The following is a 21517-nucleotide window of genomic DNA, read 5'->3' as shown; positions in this document are numbered from 1 at the left end:
TGCCACCGAATTTATTGTTTCTTTCTCCTTCCTTTGTTTGGTTCTTCTTCTCTCAACATCACTAAATTTTCATCCAGTCCGTGGCGTATCATGTCCAATCGAGATGATATGGAAACTAACTGCTCTGCTGACATATGTATAAATCGAAAGGGGAAAAAAATTGTACTATCAAGCAGGTCCTTTATCACAGCAGAACCGTTTGAACGTGCGTGCAAGGAGACCTCGACAAGCCAGGAGATAAGTTTAGGGTCATTTATAGAAAATGTGCGTCCCTGACTGTAGATACCTCTATTTTTAGTGTTACTTAAAACATGCCAATAGGTAAAAGACTGAATAACACGGCTCGCCGCTCTTGAAACCGTTTCTCGCTCTCCATACTGTTCCCTAAGACGCCGCTGTATTTGGCTTGCAGCTACATTCTTCTGAAGACGAAGCAAGCGCCCGGTTTGTCCGGCAACAACCCCCCAGAAAGGGTAGGCAGCCATAATCATTCCCCAGTGGATTGCTAAACGGTCATTTTTTTTCGCCGATTGAAGTAGTTCGAGGCCAGTGTCTCTCAAAGAATAAATATCTCGAGGTACGCGGACCCATGTCTTTAACAAGATTGTGATTGTCTTAGAAATTGTACCCCTTTTACTCGCCGACGAAGAAGGGAAATCAATTGTTAGTAATTGCTCAAGTTCATTCTTGATTATATTCTCATAGTTACCGGCTAGCAGCAAATCAGATGTACGTTCAAGCCATTTTAACCTAATAAAGCGATCAACACCAATTTGTTTCAGTCGATTGTTCATTTATTCCTCCTATAGATCTGAACCAGAGGAACTATCAGTTCTTCGATAGAAATTCCGCCGTGTCCGACGGTGGTTTCGTTTTTCCGAATGAATGCCTTTCGGTCTGGTGCCAGCAGGGCGCGATAGTCCTCCGGCAGGCCAATCGGCGGCCATTCTATAGCTTCTGGAAAATCTTTCCTGACCGATGCCCGCAACAGATCATCCGGATACACGCGAATTCGCTCGCCCCTTATATCCGCAACAGAACCTTCAGCCGGCCTTCCACAACCCTGCGCCTCAATGTTACCATGATCTGAACTTAAAAAAACCTGAAAGCCCTGACAAAGAAGAATGTCAATAAGATCAGACATAAAACCCTGCATAGCCCACTGACGAACCTGGCTCAACATACCAGCCGCACCCAGTTCCATGCCGTGCATAATTTTGTCTACCTTATCGATAACAAGCCCTACCACACGAATCTTCGGGCGCGATAGGATCTCACGCACCTTGTCGATATCACCATCCCCAATGCCCCTTGCGTATGCTTCAGCAGTGCCTGTCAGTCCTTGATCCGCCCAGAATTGAGTCCAAAGGGATTGTTCCTTATTCGTGGTATGTATACTCGAGGGAAAGTAAATCGGTGGTTTACCGGCAAAGGCAGCCTGCCGTGACACTGATGTCACGGTGGGAATCCAGGCGAAAACAGCGCTTTCTCGGAATTCTAATTTTTTCCTTTGATACTGGAGCACATCACGTAAGACAAGCCACTGATTAAGAGCTAACCCATCCACCAGCAGAAATGCGACCTTCTTTTTACTTGAGTCACCAATCTCCCTTGCCAGGACCCTCGGGATGTGGTGAATCATTGCCGGTGGCACGGGGGGCTGATTATGTAGACCTGCAAACCGATCCTCAACCCACTCGCGAAATGCCTCATCAACTGATAAACGAAGTGAAGCAATACGCTCTTTTTCATCACCCGACAGTCCGCTGTTTATCTCATGTTCGAGTACACTAATTTCAGCATAGCTATAACCGAAACGGAACCAATCTGTATGCCTGGCATCCTCTGTTGGAATATTGTTACGGATCATATCAATCAATCTGTCCAGTCTATACTGATGATCTTCTTCTGCATCGGTCTGGATGCCAACTCCGGCCCAGGTTGACTTCAATTCATCACCCTTTTTGTGATAGACAGAATGGAGTAATCCCTCTATGAACAAATTGTCAATATAAACCCGAATATCGTCATGGTCGAAGGGAATATCTAGGGGGCCTGAGTATTGGAGTCCGTAATCACCTTTTCCTTCATTTCCCGTCTTTGGTTGTTTTCCCCGGTCAGCCATGCAATCCAGGAAAGCCGGCCAGCGCTCTTGCAGAAAAGCAAAGAAAACTTCACGGTCGGAAACAATTTTGTCGAGCTGCCAATCTTTAAATAGACCATTCTGTCTTAACACCTGGATAAAACGCTGATCAAGCATGGCAGGTATCCGCTGTCTCCGGTAGTGACGGCGCAGCAAAACCCGCAGAAGATCGGATGGCTGTTTTATAAGTTCGGGGGCAATCTCGAATACATGACGCAGCACAAATTCTTTTGTCGCATTATCACCCATGTTACCAGGCATATACTGTAGCTGAGCCAGAAAAAGAGCATCAAGATCTTGCGCGTCCAACGCGGCAATCACCGGGTAACTTAGATTGGGAAACAGCTCTCCTAGATTAAAAGACAGTTTTCGCCCTGCCTGCAGAAGATCATAGGGAAGAGAATCAAGGTCGCTTGAGGGCGATCTCAATACGACCACCAGATCAGTGTGTTCACCATGATCCCAGCGAGAACGGAATTTAGATTCGTAAGCGTAGCGAAATGCTACATGATCCTCGAAAAGGATTAGTTCGAAGCCACGTTCGCGAATCCCCTTCAAAATACCTTCCTCCAGTAAAAGCCCATCCGGGTCGGCAACCAGCGTCAGGCGTGCAACCCGAGGAGTAAATTCCTTTAGAATCTGCCCTCGCCAACTATTCATTAGTATCTTCTCCATTTATACTGAGCAGATCCCATGGAGTAATAAGGCCAAAAGGTTTTTGATCAGACTTACCCGACTCTGACACGAGGATGGCTTGCAATCGTGGTATGTTTCTTTGAATCGCCTTTTCAAATAGTTCAAAGGCAGAATCAATTGGTTCGTTTCGAGACAAATATTCGCATGTTTTTTCGTCTTCGAATATTAGGGAATTCTCAACTTTAGAACCTTCCAGATCAGCAATTCCAACACCGATGGCGCTTCTTAACCATCCTACAATAGCCTCAGAAGACAATGTTTGGTAATGCTCATTGTTATATACAACAACCTGCGAGAAATCGTTTTTGCCCATATATTTTAAAACCTTAGTAAGTTTTTCTTCTAGGGAAAATACTTTGATATCTTTCTGAAACTTTGGAATAACTTTTTTAGGGTTGGTGATTGCTTCAAATACATTTTCTAAACTATCCAAAGTCTCACGCCGCGGATCGGCTAGAATCTTCTTGGGATACTTAGTATCATGAACAATAGCGTTCCTAAGATTACCAAAATCTTTCAGAATATCCCGATTTCTATGAACTACGGAATACTTTTTAGCAGCCACATTTACTAATTGATAGAAAGACTTATGATTATTCCAGTTTACTTTTTGTCTTAGAGTTGTCTCGAGCTTATTAAATAATTCGATAAATTTGTCACCTGATCGCATTGGTTCCCTCCATGTATATCAAAAGAAGAGCTGCCATTTCGGGAATCACTTTAGCTCTGCGTTCCAATTGCTCACACCATTCATCCTCTTCACGATTCAATTTACCCAACCTGTGGTCTCGAACTTGCGGCAATCCAATTTGTTCCATGGCCTTTCGCCTTGCATTAAAGGCATATGTTCCCTTGCTGCGTTCACGAATTAAGCGTTTACGGTGCATTTGAACGATTCCATCATAAATTGCCTTTCCATCCTTTTCTGCTGCTTCCATTACTCGATCAAATGCGTCATGAGCGGAATCGCTTTTAAGATGTCTGCCAATCTCCGGAGAAACTGCCAGTAATTTATTCCAGATGTGGCGTGCTGTAGGCTTAAGAATTCTGCCGTCATCGTGCAAAAATATGGCCAATACCCGCTGCCATTTCCAGTCATCAGCATGAATTGTGATTGTCCAGAGAGACCAAAACCCTTTAATTTCATTGGAAAGCCCCGGAATATTAACTGACTGTATTGGCTGCCCCCTTACCATTCGAGGCAACTTCATTACCAAATTGCGAACTTTTTTATTCTCCAAGGTCAAGTGGTGAGCAGTTGGAATATCAAAGGCATCCTTTCTTGTAAAAACCATGTTCGAAAACAACTCCCCGTCCGGCCACTCAAGGTCCCACGTGCGTCGCTTTTTTTCCGCCCTGCCTCCGTTTGCATGCAGATAATTAACCGTCATACTTTCCACCCAGTCGGGAAGCGGATGAACCATCAGACGTTTTGCTTCACCGGGGTCTAAATCCTCGGCTTTTCCAAGGACCGAAGAGCTTTTCTTAGCTTCCAGAATCTGATCATGGATACGGGAAACAACCGTATCAACTGATGATTCCACGTCTTCCGGATGAAGAATGGCTTCCACATAAAGATCGTCGAAAATCTGTCCTGCTTGTGCTGAATCAAGCACATCACCGGTTTTATCGATACCAAACTCTTCGAGGATAACAGCCAGTTTTTCTTCTAGCACCTCCTGCACACGATGCTCCACGGAACTATCAAAAATAAAGTTAACAGCTCGTACAACATGCCCCTGACCAATGCGATCTACTCGTCCAATGCGCTGTTCAAGCCGCATCGGGTTCCATGGAATATCGTAGTTAATCACAGCATGACAGAATTGTAGGTTTAGGCCTTCGCCGCCCGCATCTGTAGAAACCAAAACTCGCACATCCTCCGCGAAAGATTCCTGGACATCTTTGCGGTCATTCATGTTCAGTGAACCATTCAGACAAACCACTGAAAACCCGCGATCTTTCAAGAATTGTTCGAGCATTTTCTGGGTAGATACAAATTCGGTAAAAACGAGGATCTTTAGCTCCGGATCGCCTTCTTCCTGTTGCAACCGATAGATCCAGTCCAGTAATGCCTCAGTCTTCGCATCCGGTCCAACTTGTGCGCAGCGTCTTGCGACATCGAGGAGCAATTTTACCTCAGCTCTCTCATTTTTCATGGCATTCAAACGGGTCATCAGCAGAGTTTCGATCTGTTCCTCTCCATCCATATCCGCCCAATCCTCTTCTGAATAATCCGGGAACAGATTTAACTGTTCCTGCGGCGCTTTTAACACCTCCAGTCTTCGTTCAAGAGTGCTGCTGATCGCTGCTGTACTTGAGACTACTAGACGTTGCATAAGAATCATAAGAAAACCAATATAGCTTCGCTTTTCCTTTCTAGCCTGATTGTAACCCTGCCTTACATATTCGGTAACAGCTTCATAAAGAAGTTCCTGATCCCGATGTCGTTTTTCCCATGCGATCGGGGCAAGTTCCGTACGCCGGGGCTTAAAGAGCGGCCTTCCCTTTGCGTCTATGGCCTGACGTTTCTCGGTGCGTATAACGTAAGGTTGAACCCTCTCACTAGTGACACTGGCTTCATTCGGAAAGGCCTCAGAATCGACAAGGGAAACCAAACGGTGAAAAGCATCGGTCTTTCCCTGATGAGGTGTAGCGGAGAGCATCAAGAGATAGGGAGATGCCGCGGCCAATCCCTTGCCAAGTTTGAAGCGGGCGATCTGATCTGTGCTTCCACCAAGACGGTGCGCCTCGTCCACGATAATAAGATCCCAGCCGGCAGCAATCAGATCTTCGAAACGTTCGCTGTTGTATTCAGTGATCCTCTCCTGCGTCCAACCACGATGTTTGTCCATCGGTTTTACAGAATCCATGGAACAGATAATTTGATCATGGCTTTTCCACATATTTTCTTCACGGGTTATACGCCTATAGGTTGAAAAATCACCTGGAATAAGAATTCGAAAATCCTCTCCAAAATGAGTCTGCATTTCGGCCATCCATTGCGTAAGCAGGCCTTTGGGTGAAATAACTAAAGTTCTTGTAACCAAACCGCGCAATTTAAGCTCTCGCATGATCAAACCAGCTTCGATGGTCTTTCCGAGCCCAACCTCGTCTGCCAAGAGATAGCGTATCCTATCACCAGAAATCGCCCGGGACAGTGTCTTGATCTGATGGGGGAGAGGAATAACCGAAGATTCAACAGGCGAAAGCAGGACATTCTGAGTAAGCGCTTCTGCTACCCTGGCTGCAGCTGCAATGTAGGTAACATGCTCCGGCGTACATGTTACAATGTCCTCAATCGGTTTAAGTCCTGCCGCAGAAACATGCACCACCGAGTCCGAAACCGGAAACCAGACACAGCAGGTGGTTTTGCCCCAAAGCTTCTGGGTTTCAATAACCTTGCAGATTTGGTCGTGATCGAGACTGTAGTGCCATTTGTTCCCGTTCATCAGATCACACTTCCTGCCAATTTTCTTATTCCATCACGGAAAATCCTGAAACTTTTTGATTGATTATTTTCTACATCCATATGAGGAGCAATCTTTTTCGCCCAACGACATTTTAACTGTCCTGTATGGGGCCATCCCTGTTTTTTAACTTTTTTCGATCCCCCAGAATATATGGCATCCGCAAGTTTCTCCCATGTATCACATATACTGTCTTGCTGATAACTGTTTAAAACCTGATTTTTTGCGTGAGGGTAAGCAGTTTTAATAGCATTACGATCTCCCAACAACCAAGCTTCTATTTCCTCTATCGCAATCCTGAATAGCGTTTTTGGCTTTGGATTGCAGGCATTTAATACATCAATCATTTCTTCTTTGAATGCTATACAATCCCTATAATCGAGATCTACGACAAACACCACAACAGAAACAGAACTATGCTGCAAACTTTTCCCGTACCCTCTTAGTAACTTTGGCAATCTATCCATAAGAATGCGCTTTTGTGGATCTATTGTTCCTTTTAGGTCATTTGGAATACGCCCAATGCCTTTGTAAGAATATATTTTATATGTGTGATTTAGGTCCTGTGGGCTCAGAATCTTATCCATAATAGATTCCAACACGATTTTCCCAGACGCATCTTCAACATGTATTTGAAAGTGCATTGGCTCACCTCGCATCCAGATAATCACTGTACCAGAGGCCACCAAGCGGTAATCCTTCATCTACCATGGCTTTGACGGTTGCATCCTCGCTGGCCCTTCGTATCCTCGAAAAACCGTCCGAGCCTTTTTCAAGAATCCATGTCTCTTCTGGCGTTAGTGCATCCACAAAATATGGTTGATGCGTGGTAATAAAGAGTTGCGGCGAGTTTTTTCTGCCCGTTGCATGCGTACGGAATTCAGCGGCCAAAGGCTCCAACAATTTGTGATACAGCCCGTTTTCAGGCTCTTCAATACAGATAAAAGGCGGGGGTGTCGGATCCTCCAATAACAAAAAGTAAGCAAAGACTTTTAGCGTACCATCAGACATTTGCTGAGCATAGAACGGACTATCGAAGCCTTTATCATTAAAACGCAAAAGCAGCCGTTTATCCGGACTCTCTTCGGTATCAATTTTGTCAATTCCGGGAATTTTTTCAGCAATGCGATTGAGTATACTATTAAAACGTTTAGGATGATCACGCTGCATGAACTGAACGACATTACCGAGATTATCTCCGTGGATATTCAAATGCCTTTGTGGCCCGGCCAATGGAAGACTGCGAGCAGCATCCGGAGTAAAGTAACTCATATACCAGCCCTCGATAAACTGGCGAAATGCCGATATCCTGGGATGTTGTTTTAGTGCCCCAAGGGTTGCAATGCCAAGCTTGCGCTTGTCTTGTAGTTCAATAATCTCTGTTTCGCGGCTTTCTTCTTTTTGTGGTGTTGCTCCAATTTTCTTCATCAACCCGAACAAGTCAAAATCCACTTTACCTTCATCAATCTGCTGTCCATGTTCTTCGCCTTTCCATACGACTCCTTTTCCTTCATTCAACACAAGAAACGAAAAAGGCCATCCATAGCTCTGTCCCTTGCGCCTCTGTCTGAGCCGTTCCTTTTTTACGTAGGATCGGCCAGCCTTATCTTTGTCAATTGCAATTTCATATGTAATAGGTCTGGCATTACCATGCTGCCTGTAGTATATCTGAAACTCGATCGGGCCATTACTCCCTTGAGAACAAATACGCTCAAAGCCGCCCCGCCCCCTGGCATTACATGCATCTTCAACTCCCAATTTCAGGCAATCAGCAAGAAAACCAAAGGCATCGAACAAAGAACTCTTACCTACCCCGTTTTTTCCAATAACCGCAGTCATGGGTGTCAGTGGTTTGGCATTTTGTAAGTTCCATAACTTTCCCAGTATTATATCTTTTAACACACCGTAATTTTGAATTCTGATTCCTTCTATTTTCGCCATAATTATTCCTCTCCTGTTCTCGTTACAGCCTGATCGTACCACATAAGGAGCTTGGGATCTTCCTGAATAATCTTGTCCGGAATCTTTTGTGCCACATCAATTATTGTGGTGTAGTCTCGCTCCTGCCATGCTTTCTTAAAGCCAGCGCGGACAGCTTCCATACGAAAAACACGTATTCGTTTCTTCTTGTACTCAACATATTCTTTAAATTCCCTCATCAAAACCCTCGTTCGGAGTTGTTCAAGATCACTAGCCTTCCGAGGATCAGGTACATACCAGCGGTCTTTGGCCTTGGCTATAAGCGCAGGATCATCCTTTTCAAGGTTGCGCAGCTCTTTAAAATTTGAGGAGAGATAGCTGTGAATCTGACTGGGCACATTGCTCTTGCCGTCGTAACGCAAAAAGTTCTGTTCCAGAATTTCAGAAAGCTCAAGGGCTTTTTCATGCTTATCCCAACCGGAAATTTCTTTCAGAAACTGTGGATTTATATCTTGGAAGGTCAACGGCTTTTTATTAAGTATCTGTTTAAGCCACTGAATAGAGGTTGCCTCATCTGATACAAAGAGGTTCAGTTGAATAATTTCTTTTGCGTTCATCCGTTTCTTGTCGTATTCCGCTGTCTGCTCAGGCAGGAAGTACATACCGTCGCGAAGAGAAAAACGCTCAGCTAATCCCTTCTGAAACTCCGGGCTAGATACTGGAACCCGATAACCTTTGCTGACATAGAAAGCAACAACCTGATCGAAGAGTATGCGCGGATCTCGTTCAGGGACAGGAACAAGTTCATTCCCCTGTTTCTTTATTACGGGTAGATAGCCGAGATGAGTACGAATAAAATCCCATACACCTTCTTCGGTTGATGCTTCTTTCAAGAATCGTTCTACAAACCCACCGTTGGGTTTGTAGGCGGAGATTACGAGATCTTGTTTGACCGCTGTAGGTCCAATCATAGCATGTAGCCCCCCTCTTGTTTTGTCCAGAGCGGCAACAGATGCCACAATAAAACCTGCTTCAGAAAGAGCACGTTGTATGCTATTCCACACAGATGATTTAGTGTTTGAAAATTCAACCGTCATCCAATGTCCTGGTTTTAGCATTCTATATGTTTCCTTGAAACACTCGGCCATCAGTATTCTATACACATCAATTGTTTTCTTTTGCGATTTATTTTCAATTGCTTCTGGTTTAGAATTTGTAAAAACCTTTAACCAAGCTTCCCTGATAAAGCTTAACTCTGAGTACATTATATTTGCCCCAAATGGAGGATCAAGAAACAAATAATCAATTGAATTATCAGGCACATTTATCTGTTGCGCAGCTTGTGTTAAAACCAAGTTGCTCTTAAGTGAATTTAATGCTTTGGCGATTTTATTAAATTGAAACCGAAATTGATCGATCACATTCTTCTCAACACATACTGGGGGCACATAAAGTGTATTTGCCATGGGGCCAACAAGTGCTCTTCCCCCATGTTGTGGCATGTACCTATTCATAATAGTTAGTTTTGGTAAAGCACTTCCGAATAAAAATAATAACAAAGGATTATTGTCAGCTTGTTGAACGAATTGCGAAAGAGATTGAAATAATAATCTTATTTTAAGTGAACACATATTCAGCACCGCCCCCAACACCCACAAATTCCTTTTCGTATAAAAATGATGCACATGGGTAATGCCAAATCTATCGTTGCGCCTTGTTTCCTCACCTTCCATCATACGGTCAGCAGGAAACCAATATGGAATCTCACTATTCTCTATTCTTTCAATAAGCGCTAGATCAGATTCTTCAGGTGTTTTTTTAAACCGCTTTGGCCTTTTCCTGTCGGGGACAGGAAGAGAATAGTTAATCAGTACCGGAACCTGTTTGGCCTGTCGTATGGATTTGTTTAGCGCGGAATCGTACTTTGTTACCCATGCCCTATCCATTTTCCTTTTGGTAAGTTGAACCTGGCAGTGCGGGCATGGAAACTCTTTATGTACCTTCCCGGCCTCTTTATCCACCGCCGCTTCCGAAAAGATTATTTCCCCGGAACATTCCGGGCAGACGAAGACATCCGACCAGACCGTGTAATTAATCCTGCCCTTTTGTCCATCTTCATGAGCAGTCTCATACATCCAGCCGCATTCTTCTTCTACTTCCTTTAAGATTCGTTTTGCTTCCCTTTCAAACTCAACAACATCAACGGGGGTGTTATAATTATACGCAATAAAGGTTGCCGCTGGGGAAAGGTCATTTAGAACCGCTTTCCTTGCTCCAATTTTGGAAAATGGTGTCCATACGGTTTTCCCCCCTTCGTTCACCTTTTTTTCTGATATTGTTCCATCCTTTTCAACTCTGTATTTCTTTTCAGGAGATTTTTTGGTAACACCCAGAGATTCAACCGCATCTTTGTTTCCACACATCTGCGCCGCGACACCCGTCATACCCGTACCGCAAAATCCATCAAAGACAATGTCTCCAGGGGCGGTGTAGTGAAGAATATACCTCATGATCGCTTTGTGAGGCACCTTTGTATGATAAGAATGGGCGTTGTATATTGGATCGTTTTTACCTTCACTAACATCAGCGACAAATGGTTCTCTGTGATATTTTTTGTTGTCCCTCTCTGGTTTCTGACTTTCCCATAGCTTTATAAAACCACCGATCCACGGGTTCGGACAAGCAGTGTAGTAAGGGGGATCGGACAGATTGAGAATATCTTCATCCTCTCCGAGTGGAAAACCCTCGATTTTGCGAAATTCAGGGTCTTTAAGTTTTTCTTTTAATATTTCCAGAAAATGCTGCCGGCGCTTTTTATCATTTTCAAACGTCATACCGAGACATTCCACGAGTCCCTCATCACGGATAAATTCCTCTTCAAATAGATTCTGTGAACCTGGTTTGCCGGGGACAATTTTTGTCTTAAATAATGGTTTCTGTTTATTGTTTTCTTTTGATCTACTCATCACAAATAACCCCTTCGGCCATTAATGGATTCGAATAAACACAAATAACAGTCGTGGATAATTTATACCTTTTCATTCGTGATCATCTTTTCCTTCGGATTGAAGCTTTTCAATTAGTATCCGTTCCCGCTCCAATTCCTGCTGCAGCTCTTCCTCTGTAGGCAGACAGAGCATATATTTGGATGCGAAGAGCTGTTTGCTGTCTTTTAGTACCGAATAGCGGGCGATGGTTTCGTTTTTCTTTGCGCAAAGAATAAGACCTATTGATGGATTATCACCCTCTGTAAAATATTTATCATCGTACATCCGGATATAGCTGTCCATCTGACCGATATCCTGATGTGTCAACTTACCTATCTTCAGGTCAATTAGAAGATAGCACTTCAAAATGCAGTTATAAAAAACAAGATCAATATAGAAATATTCATCCTCGTACTGGAGACGTTTTTGCCGGGCAACAAATGCAAATCCTTTACCTAATTCCAGAAGGAATGATTGTAGATTGTCAATAATCGCAGTTTCCAGTTTTGATTCGTGTATTTGCTTAAAATCAGGCAGACCAAGAAAATCAAGGATATAAGGATCTTTTATGCTGTCACTCGGAGTTTTTATTAATTGTCCTTTTTCTACCAACTCCATAACTCCGTCTTTATCCCTACTTTTCAAAAGCCGAGGGAAAAGGAAGGAGTCTATTTGGCGTTGCAGGGCAGGAACGCTCCAACCTTCTTTTTCGGCCTCAATCTCGTAAAAGAGGCGTTCATTCTTTTGCTCAACTTTACTTAATGTACGATAATGCGACCAGCTTAAGAGAGGGGAAAATCCTTTGATATCTTCGCATTTTTCAACAACCATACTTAAATCATTTGAAACTCCACAAGCCTTGTGGAGTTTTTCTCCAGAATTCAATTCTCCACACGCCTTGTGGCGAATCCTGGGTTCCCGATCTGAATACACCAGATAGAACTGTCTAAAATACCATAAATTTGTTGTAGAGAATCCCTTGCCGTATTTTTTATTCAACTCTTTAGAAAGCTCTTTAATAACTTGCTTTCCATATCCAGCACGTTTATCACCGCTCTGCACTGACTGGACAATCTCTCGTCCGATTTGCCAGTATGCAAGCACCATTTCGTTATTAACTGTGCGAATAACATTTGTTCGCGCCTGCTCCAAAATAGTTACAACACGACTAAAAAGGTTACCTTCAGATTCTATTGATTTCTTTGATTTTTTTTTCATATAATAAATCCCTACTCCAATACAACCCGCACCTTGCCGGGTTCCTTTCCCTTGGAAAGCTCGTCGATGTAGTGCTCAAACCGTTTTTTCATCTCTTGCAGTGTGGCGGGAGAACCTCCTACCAGGAGCGCTTCTCGTATATCAGCTGTTTTTACCGACACCTTCACCAATCCTGAGAGTACTTCCCTTAGCGCATTAATGAAAACCTGATCCATATCCTCCGGCAGCTCCCTGCTTTTGATAAAACCTTTTACCAATTTCTTTTGTTTGGGCTTAAGCAGTTCCAAATGTTCCTTTGTAGTGGGATCCTCCATGTTGTTAAGAAGCGTTCGAATCCAGTCATTAACAAGTTTATCGAGCACATCATCAAGTTCGTCGATCAAGTTTTCGGCAGGTACCGCTGGTATTTCTTCTCCAGGCCTGTAGTCGCAGTGCGGACAAACTGGAGAAACATCGAGGTCCTGCTCTGTAAAAGCAAAACAACTCTTCAGACCTGCAAGTCGGTTCTGGAAATCGCTCAGATGCTGACGCGGCATCAGATCAATAGTCGATAGTTTCTGCAATACTTTGAGCCGTTCGTCCTTCGTCAGGCGAGTTTTGCGTTTATCGTAATTCACCCCCAGCCGTGCCTTGGTGTGCATTGTCAGGTATATTTTATGATATTCCTTCTTTAGTTTGGTGAGTTTGCGCATCATATTCTGGCGAAAATTCGTTGCATCGCGCTTTTTCGGATCGATAATTTTTTCTAAAACATCCTTCCTGGCAGTTTTTATCTTGTCTGTCCACTCATAATCAGATGGTAAGACCGCTTCAGCTGTTGACAGATAGAAAGCAGTGCCCCCCAAGTCCTTTACCAATTCCTGAAGCGATTCGATCTCTTTTAGGGTTTTAATTCCATCCCGGTGGTTTTTGACTTCTTTTGTATCGTAGCGAAAATTCTTAAGCTTGCCCGGAGAGGAATAAGCCTGCATGGATTCCAGAAAATCCTTCGTTTTATCCAGCCGGGTTAAAATTTTTTGTGACTCCTTTTCTTCAAACAACTTGCTTCCCCAGAACGGTATACCATCCTGCAAATTCTGTCTGATACGAACCAGTTTCTCTACCCTTTGCGTAATTGCTTTCTGAAGCTGCTGTACTGGTTCCCCTTTCCCCTGTGAGATCAGCCGGGCCATACCGGGTGTAAGATCAAGTAGTTCGAACAATGTCTTTAACGCTGGTAAATTCCAATCCTTTGGTTGCTTGATGTGTTTGAACTGAGCCAGATCCTCCACTTTGGTTCCGGCGAGTTTAGGAAGCTCCGTTGCATCAAACTTTTTGCCCGGGATAACCAACACCAAATCGCCGGTATAAACCAGTACGGCTAGAATTACGACAGCCCACTCCGGTTCGAGCCTCAGGGTCTGTGGGGCGAGGTATTCTACACTAAATACATCCTGGATCAATTCCGAACGATTGATTACCTGACCACGACCCTTCTTCTTGAGCAACCCGAGGATATACTTGACATACTTTGATTTATAGGGATCGAGACGTTCACCATCAAGAAGCTCCAATGCGTCAAGAACAGCCGTACCCTGTTTTGTGGCTTTTTGACCCGCTATGAAACGGAGTGCATCCTGAGCAGCTTGTGCCCTGTTGTCGCTGGTAATGAGAACTGAAAAATGCGGATACTCAGGCGCCTGTTCCTTAAAATTCGGGGCGAGGCATACGCCCGCCACTGTGTTTATTAAATCACGGAAGTTGAGCCGCTCGTGTGAGGCGATACCAGAAAGTTCGCGTATAGATTTGCCTTTGTTCCACTCAGTGATGGTTTTGCTGCGTCCCTGATAGGTCACTTCAAATGCGTCTGTCATATGCTTCTGCAGCCACTGCACCAGATCGCGCACGAAATTCGATGATTTAGATTCATAGGTAGATTTGGCATGCCCTGAAGAAGTGGATGCAAGATCGAGCGCTGCAGCGTAATTGCTGAGTGTGGTACGGAACTCATCGCCCGGGTTTTTCAAATGCAGAAATACTTCATCTGCTTTTTTTTTATCCTTAAACTTCGGCGTTTCAAAGGGCTGGATGAAATAGATATAGAAATCACGCGGTGGAACGGCGGTAGAACGCTCGTTGGGCGCTCCAAAGAAGAGATACCCTTGGCGGGATGCTTTACATTCCAGCCATTCCAGTTCGTGCTGCCATATTTTGTAGCCGGTAACATAAGTCCGATCTGCACACTCCATAACAATTCTCAGGGCTGCATAGTAATAGCGATCGAGCTGGGATATATCGAGACTTTCGGCCCGTTTTTCAATCAGGGCATCGAAGTCATCGGTTTTCTTAAGATCAAGATAGAATTGCTGGTTGGCAGGGTTAACGGAGATAAACTGTCCGCTTACTGTCTTATGAATTTCCCGCAGAACTGTTTCTACATGAGAAAGCAGATCATCGGCCGGATCACCACCCAAATCCTCAATCTCAGGCTGATAAAGACAGAGCGCATCCCGCAGTTCCTTGGGTGTAGCCCCGAGAGTAGCATGAATATCGCCAGTAGTAAGCCGATGCACAGATAGTGCATGGATAAGCCGAATCGCCATGGGCTTGTAGGGCGGGCGTGTGAAAGCCTGCTCTATACGAGACTCCAGCACCCGGCTGCAGTCGATAACAGCCTTGATGTCGGGCACGGAACGAAACGAAGGGTTTTCACATAGCCTGTTCCAATAGGTATCGTAGGCAATAAGACCAGGCCTATCTTTCGGAATATCATCGCTTAGACGTTTTTTCATCGCCATAGACAGGGTCTTTAACACTTGACGTTTTTCCACCGAAGTTACACGTTCAAATGTATCGATGTAGTCAGGATGTACGGGGAACAACCGAACGAACTCGTTCATGCGTTCATTCATATGCCCGTATAATTTTGCATAAGGTGTGAGATACTCCTGAATTTTATTTTGCTGCTCCGCAGTTTTCTTGAGAAGTCGTTCTGCTACTACAAACTTAACATCCTTACTGGCGATGAGAATCTGTTCGAAACGATCCTTTACACGGCGAATACTGTCGGATACGAAGGAAAAACGGGGACTGTCGAATATGGCTTCCTGCACACCGGCTATAAAGCGGAACCGCAGATCCTTGCAGACCTCACCGATTTCACGGAGAAAATTTAAGTCCAGAATGAGTTCCTGGTCTTTGCGTGTACGCAGATAGTCGAGCAGCTCGTCAACCACCAGGAGCAAACCGTTATCTGGATACTTCTGGTGAAATGCAGCCATCATCTCCTCAAAGGAACTCTTGTTGTTAACTACATCGTCTGCAGATGGAAAATTATAATTAATATCCATCTCCCCCAAATGTTCTTCGAGCTCGGCTACAATGATGTCACGCAGAGACATGGTGGTAGCCCCTATCTCGGTTCGTACAACCTTAAATTTTCCACTAATCCTTGAGGCAGCAGCTGCAACCTTCGCATCGTTTATACTGGAGGCGAGATCAGGGTTCTCGGCAAGTGCGGAAATTACCGACATTAGGTGTGATTTACCGGCTCCGTAATTACCTACTACAAGCAGTCCTTTATTGTCAATTGGTTTTTCAAACTGAAGTTGAGGAATCACAATATTGGAAAATTTATCAGCCATTTCATCAGAAATAACATAGGTACTTACAAGCTGCCGTGCGGCAACTGCACCATCAGCATCCCGCAACTGAACTACGGACTCGATAGGCTCAAACTGAATTAGATCACCATATTTCATTCCATATACCTCCCTGTAATTTTCTCAGCCAAATTCATGGCGTAACCTCCGGACTCACCACCAGAAAATCACGGATTTTATAGCGTCTGTATTCCGGATGGTTTGGTTCAGCATATATCAAGTTGTCGCCGTCAATGTAGCCATTCCATGATGCAACTACTGTCTTGTTACGAGAAATTCCCTGAAGAATTTTCAGAGGATCCTGCTTTAGTGACACATTAAATAAAATCTCTATGTTGTCAAACAAAACAAGTTCACCAGCTGTATCCTTTATAATATCTCTCATTAGTCGTGAAAGCTGCAACGCTCGCTGGCGCTCAGTCATGTCAAGCATCTGTTGTGACAATTCAAGATTGATGTTAAATACTGGAGCGCCAACATGTTCTTGTACATTTTGAAGAGTAGTAGTTTTTCCCGATCCCGCTGGAGCAACAACCAACATCAGCCGGTAATATAACGCATTTGTTTTTTTGATTTTATTCATAATCTTATCTGTGAGCGGCTCTGCCATTATTGTTCTTTCTTTCTATCAGGTTCTTAAATTCGCTTCTCATCCAACCATCTATCGATTGTCTCCTTCCGGAAACGCCAGTGCCGTCCTACCTTGTGTGACGGAATCTTGTCTTCCCGAACAAGCTTATAGAGCGTAGATTTAGAAATTTTCAGGTACGCGGATAGCTCTTCGATGGTCAGAATATCGCCAGGGGTTCTATTCATCAGGTACACCTCTAAAGCTTCGGAATAAAAGTCTCTTCTAAATGGATTACAATAGTTATTCACTTTACAGTTAGTGGCAGTTACTGTCAAACATCTTCTGAATTGTGGGCAAGAATAATTTTCTTGAGCTTGGGATACGCTTAAAACTAAAATATTTTAACATGGGGAAAAAGCCTGTTATCACATTTTATCATGTTAAAATGGGAGATATCCACTTGAAGCCAAAGCGGGAATTAATCTGCGCAGTAAAAATTTATTGTTTTATGATAAAAAATATAATCCCAACCTATTATCCCGAACTACATTATTTAATTTGAAACATGACGTAAAAATATGCAATTCCCCTCTTTATGCGATTTTTTTATTTCCTGAATTGTCAACTCATATCAATCGGTAATAATGAATTGGTGAAGAAAAAAATCAAATGCATCTCTGGGTTATCACTATTTTGGCTCTGCTGAAAAAGCAATAAATTGTTAAAGCCGGATTATTGGTACAATGGGGCAAGAAGAAAAGTGAAAGCGAAAGGTATTAACGAAACAGCGCTCAAAATCCTTGCGATTTCAAAAACAAAAGGACGGCCGAAATGTACCATACAAAGTGACAGATTGATATTCAGAGTCCTATGGGAAACTAAGAACCGGATGGAGAATCAAGATAAAAAATGGGGTCGCTGACTGAGATAGGTTAGAAATTGCCTGATCGCCGAACCGGTAACCAATTAGTATTTTTTTCATAATACAACAAGCCTTGCACACTTGGTAAAACCGTAAGGAGGCTATTAAATGGGAAAAGTAAAAGTACCAAAAAAAATGTTATGGAAAGCTATACGATCAAAATGTTTAAATTGTGCAGCTGGAAGTTATAAGGCGATCAGATTCTGTTCATCAACAGACTGTCCTCTATATTCTTATAGATTAGGTCATTTTATAAAAAAACTCTGACAACAGTGGCTGAGTTATTGAAACAAAAAGACATCTGGTGGTATTACTACATTTCAATGCTTTTATTGCTTATTTTGAATATTTACGAATTTTTCCGATTATCTTTGAAATGAAATATTTGGGTGTTTAAATGAATAAATTTTGTTTTTATATAGGTTCAAAATAGCCTAAAAGGTAAGATTGATAGCTAAAACGTCACTGAACTATAAGACATCTTGTAACCACATGAATCTATGATTTCGAAGCTCACTAAAATTAAAACCCTACCGATTTCTATACGAATCCTTGCCGATAAGTTCGTATATCATAATTTTTTATTCTTTTGAATTATTGGGGGAGAATCGCCAGCGCTAACAACAAGAAATTAACGGTGTATATTCCGGTGCAAGCCGGACAGTGATTCCGATTGATTCCGGACATCTGATCAAAGGTTTGATAATCAATAGCGACAAGAGATAAATGGCGGCGCTGGATAACCAGAAAAATAGTAATCTATACCCTTTGTAGATAATTAAACGGGAGGTACAAATGCCAGCAAAGAGGTTATCAATGCGCAAAATAAAAGAAATACTAAGGTTAAAGAATGAGGTTGAGCTCAGCGTCAGGCAAATAGCAAAAAGTTGTTCTGTAGATAAGAGTACGGTCTATGAGTATCTGAGCCGCGCCTCTGATAAAGGCCTGAGCTGGCCTCTTGACGATGGTATGGATGAGATAAGTTTACAACGATTTTTGTTCTCATCGGACTTGCAAGTGCCATCTTCAAAACGTTCCTTACCCATTTTGGGCGGATAGTTTATCAAAATCCCCTTTAAACCGGTAATTATAATTGTCGTTAGCGGGAATTTTGAGTGTCGCTGATCAGAAACCAATGTGTTTCTAGGTCGTGTGAAGCTTAAAGTTTCCCCAGTTAATTTTTGAACTGTGAACCTGTATAAATTTTTGGCCGCAGGGACTTCCCGGCGGCCAAATCAGAAATTAAGTTGGGATATGGACCTATGATAAAAAAACTGGAGATTTAACCGCTCGTTATTGGGTAACTTTTTGCCTTGACAGTGGGAGGCCTCATAAGTGTTATACGAAGAGCGAAACTACACCTAATATTTATTCTATATTCAATTCCCCTTCCAATAAAAAAAGGATTAATTTTGTAGGAATGTCAAACATCTAAAGTCAATGATATTTATAATGCTCTGAATATTATATCCAGAATTAAATATTAAAATCATATTATATGAAATTAACTTCACAAAGAGATTATAGATCTCAAGGCTGAGAATGGTGTTGTTCCCCCCGTAAGCAACAAGCCATTATAAATAACAAAGCGATTCTTAACCATTATATTTAATAAAATTACAATTAAAGATAATGTGTAACTAAAATCACATTCAAATTATATAAAAGTCTTAAGTAATAGACAGCAATTTAAGCTGAGATGTTTACTGTTGATCCCTTTTGTATTAGTTTTTAGTTGATGAATAAATATAAATATTTATGAAAAAGATCAATCTTCCACTAGACTCGGTCTTCTAGACCACAATTTTGGTCACTCAATTTACCCGAATCATAATCTCCACAGTTAAAATCCATTTCTCTTACTGTTCGTTTTGCTATATTAACAGGATCAACGGCCTCAACATTCCATCCTTTTTTCACTGTTCTAATTTTCATCTCCGCCTCCTATTTTAATAAAACTTGTTCCCCATATAATGATAATCGCATTTCCCATGTATCACATGAAGGGTTTTCGATATCATTGGATAATATCCCTGCTGGACATATTCCCCCACAAAAAGTATAGTATTTGCAACCAATGCATTTGTCAAGCATAATATTATCTAAGCTCAAAAAATCATCAAAAGTTTGAAAATCTATGCTATGTTGAGGATTTTCCAAGAAGCTGTCCAAATTAATTGTTTGTGGCACACCTAATTCAGCTTGGTGCTGACATTGAAATAACTCTCCATTAGTTGAGATCCACTTCGGTATTCTAAATGCTGCGTAACATGATAAATAACGTTTCTTGGGCACAAGAAATGGGTGTGCTCGCAAAAATTCAGAATAATACCATGAGAAAAAGTCATACAAAATATTTGAATATTCATGACCTGAAATAGTATTAAATTCTTTTGTATTTTCAAAACGTAAATGCGACAAATAAATATCTAGATTACTAGAACCAAGCAGATTTATAATTCGCTGTGCTAAAGGTATTATGTCTTCTTTATTTTCTTCGCATACATTTAATCTGCAAATCAATTTCTGGGTTCTATCAGATATTTCAGTTAAATTATTCCACAGGATGTCGAAAGAAGATTTTCCATCTCTACTCAAGGGTCGTAAAAGATTATGATTATTTCTAAGACCATCAAAAGAAACCTGCACTTTGTAAAGATTTTCTTTTGAAAAAATCCGTTCAATGTTTTTTGACCATAAAGTTCCATTAGTTGTAATTTCATATAATATCTTATCCCAATTGCATTCATTTTTTGCTTTTTCAAATGCCTTGACAATATAATGAAGCAAATCTATATCAAGTAACGGTTCACCACCAAATAGATGAATTTTTAAAAGCCTATTATCCTTATAATTTAATTTGGCATAATTTATAGATTTGTCTATTGTGACTTTATCTATAAATGCAGGGATATTTTTGTTTTTTTGATAGCAATATATACATTTACAATTGCATTGATAAGAAAGGAATATTGTCATATTAGGAGCAGATTTTCTTTTTTGCTGTAATGCATCTGCAAGCACGATTTCTTTTAATAACTGATTTTCATTGATGTTCTCTTTTACTAATACCCCATTTTTAATTAGTGTAACTAAGTATTTATTAGGGATTGTATCAAAAGACTCGTTGATAATCATACGAGCAATATTTGGTGAAACTACACCGATATAACCCGTCAACCCAGACCATATTAATGAAGCATGATTAGATAATTGTATAGTCCCAATATATACAGAGGTTTTTAACTTTTCGGAATCCAATGGAAAAGTACTTTCTCTAATTTTATAATTTTCTTTCTAAGGGTATTCTGTTTTTCTAAAAGTTCCCGGCAACAGCGTTTTTGTTTTTCTGCCTCCTCAGCAGGAAAAGTTAGTAAATCTGATGCACTATATGATTCTATTTCATCATTAATTATAGCTTCCTCCAGTGCCCGCCACATTGTATAATGAAAAAGTAATTTTGAATAATCGGTATCATCCGTAGAAACTTTATGATACAATTGATTAAGTATAAGATTTTCAATGCCCGTGTTTAATGGTAAGAAAAATCGTCTTACTACAATATTTCTTAAGGCTCTTGAATTTGACGATTTAATATTTAATATAGAATTATGATATTCTGATTTAGTATTTAACCAAGAACGGGTTACATTAAACAAACTTTCCATTGTAATCAATCTTTGGTACATAGGTAAGTAGAATTCGCTGATTCTATGATCTAATTCATCAAGCATTTTGCTCAAAGTATCATGAAGCGATTGTAATCTTTTTGCTTTAACTATACCCCATACTTCTTTCCCGACTAAAAAAAGTAATGTTAACAATATTACGCCTAATGCAGAAAAACCTAACTGCTTTAATATTTCAATCATTTAGCACCAAACTATTAACAAAATTGTTCTTTTGAAAGATTGACCCCATAAATAAAAGTTTTTATTATATATAATAT

Annotated in this window: 14 protein-coding genes and 1 pseudogene; 1 reads left to right on the top strand and 14 read right to left on the bottom strand. The window is 41.6% G+C overall.

Annotated elements, in window-relative coordinates:
• Positions 1-11 precede the first annotated feature (11 nt).
• The 11 genes from U5O15_08165 to U5O15_08115 all read right to left on the bottom strand — a co-directional run bounded on the left by U5O15_08165 (position 12) and on the right by U5O15_08115 (position 16891).
• Positions 12-794, bottom strand: a complete 783-nt coding sequence (locus tag U5O15_08165) for a hypothetical protein (GenBank protein MDZ7860621.1) — start codon at positions 792-794, stop codon at positions 12-14.
• On the bottom strand, positions 791-2803 hold the full coding sequence (gene pglZ, locus U5O15_08160) for a BREX-3 system phosphatase PglZ (GenBank protein ID MDZ7860620.1): 2013 nt from the start codon (positions 2801-2803) through the stop codon (positions 791-793). Before pglZ ends, U5O15_08165 begins: the two co-directional genes overlap by 4 nt.
• Positions 2796-3509, bottom strand: a complete 714-nt coding sequence (locus U5O15_08155; protein ID MDZ7860619.1) for a hypothetical protein — start codon at positions 3507-3509, stop codon at positions 2796-2798. Before U5O15_08155 ends, pglZ begins: the two co-directional genes overlap by 8 nt.
• Positions 3496-6291 (bottom strand): helicase-related protein, encoded by a 2796-nt coding sequence (locus U5O15_08150; protein ID MDZ7860618.1) that lies wholly within the window; start codon positions 6289-6291, stop codon positions 3496-3498. The genes U5O15_08155 and U5O15_08150 overlap by 14 nt, the downstream gene beginning before the upstream one ends.
• Positions 6291-6896, bottom strand: coding sequence for a hypothetical protein (locus U5O15_08145; protein MDZ7860617.1), 606 nt, complete (start codon positions 6894-6896; stop codon positions 6291-6293). The genes U5O15_08150 and U5O15_08145 overlap by 1 nt, the downstream gene beginning before the upstream one ends.
• 61 nt (positions 6897-6957) lie before the next feature.
• The gene (locus U5O15_08140) at positions 6958-8250 is read right to left on the bottom strand and encodes an AAA family ATPase (protein ID MDZ7860616.1); all 1293 of its coding nucleotides are present in this window, start codon (positions 8248-8250) and stop codon (positions 6958-6960) included.
• 2 nt (positions 8251-8252) lie between these two features.
• Positions 8253-11195: a DNA methyltransferase gene (locus U5O15_08135; GenBank protein ID MDZ7860615.1), complete on the bottom strand. Its 2943-nt coding sequence runs from the start codon at positions 11193-11195 to the stop codon at positions 8253-8255.
• Positions 11196-11267: 72 nt separating this feature from the next.
• On the bottom strand, positions 11268-12434 hold the full coding sequence (locus tag U5O15_08130; GenBank protein MDZ7860614.1) for a PDDEXK nuclease domain-containing protein: 1167 nt from the start codon (positions 12432-12434) through the stop codon (positions 11268-11270).
• Between the two features lie 11 nt (positions 12435-12445).
• Complete coding sequence (locus tag U5O15_08125; protein ID MDZ7860613.1) at positions 12446-16174, bottom strand: DUF6079 family protein; 3729 nt, start codon at positions 16172-16174, stop codon at positions 12446-12448.
• A gap of 34 nt (positions 16175-16208) precedes the next feature.
• The gene (gene brxF / locus U5O15_08120) at positions 16209-16658 is read right to left on the bottom strand and encodes a BREX-3 system P-loop-containing protein BrxF (protein MDZ7860612.1); all 450 of its coding nucleotides are present in this window, start codon (positions 16656-16658) and stop codon (positions 16209-16211) included.
• Between the two features lie 53 nt (positions 16659-16711).
• Complete coding sequence (locus U5O15_08115; protein ID MDZ7860611.1) at positions 16712-16891, bottom strand: helix-turn-helix domain-containing protein; 180 nt, start codon at positions 16889-16891, stop codon at positions 16712-16714.
• A 1472-nt stretch (positions 16892-18363) separates the two neighbouring features.
• On the opposite strand from U5O15_08115, the pseudogene U5O15_08110 reads away from it, so the two are divergent.
• Positions 18364-18528: pseudogene (locus U5O15_08110) on the top strand (IS21 family transposase).
• A gap of 819 nt (positions 18529-19347) precedes the next feature.
• On the opposite strand, the gene U5O15_08105 reads toward U5O15_08110, so the two are convergent.
• Genes U5O15_08105 through U5O15_08095 form a run of 3 tightly spaced genes read right to left on the bottom strand, consistent with a single transcriptional unit; the run spans position 19348 to position 21440 of the window.
• Complete coding sequence (locus tag U5O15_08105) at positions 19348-19503, bottom strand: hypothetical protein (GenBank protein MDZ7860610.1); 156 nt, start codon at positions 19501-19503, stop codon at positions 19348-19350.
• A 9-nt stretch (positions 19504-19512) separates the two neighbouring features.
• Positions 19513-20829 (bottom strand): 4Fe-4S cluster-binding domain-containing protein, encoded by a 1317-nt coding sequence (locus U5O15_08100; protein MDZ7860609.1) that lies wholly within the window; start codon positions 20827-20829, stop codon positions 19513-19515.
• The gene (locus tag U5O15_08095; GenBank protein MDZ7860608.1) at positions 20811-21440 is read right to left on the bottom strand and encodes a hypothetical protein; all 630 of its coding nucleotides are present in this window, start codon (positions 21438-21440) and stop codon (positions 20811-20813) included. Before U5O15_08095 ends, U5O15_08100 begins: the two co-directional genes overlap by 19 nt.
• Between the last annotated feature and the right edge of the window lie 77 nt (positions 21441-21517).

It is taken from the genome of Candidatus Krumholzibacteriota bacterium (assembly GCA_034520215.1).
Lineage (GTDB): Bacteria > Krumholzibacteriota > Krumholzibacteriia > Krumholzibacteriales > WJIX01 > JAGHBT01.
The sequence above is the reverse complement of the archived record's forward strand: the minus strand, read 5'-3'. Positions and strand labels throughout refer to the sequence as shown.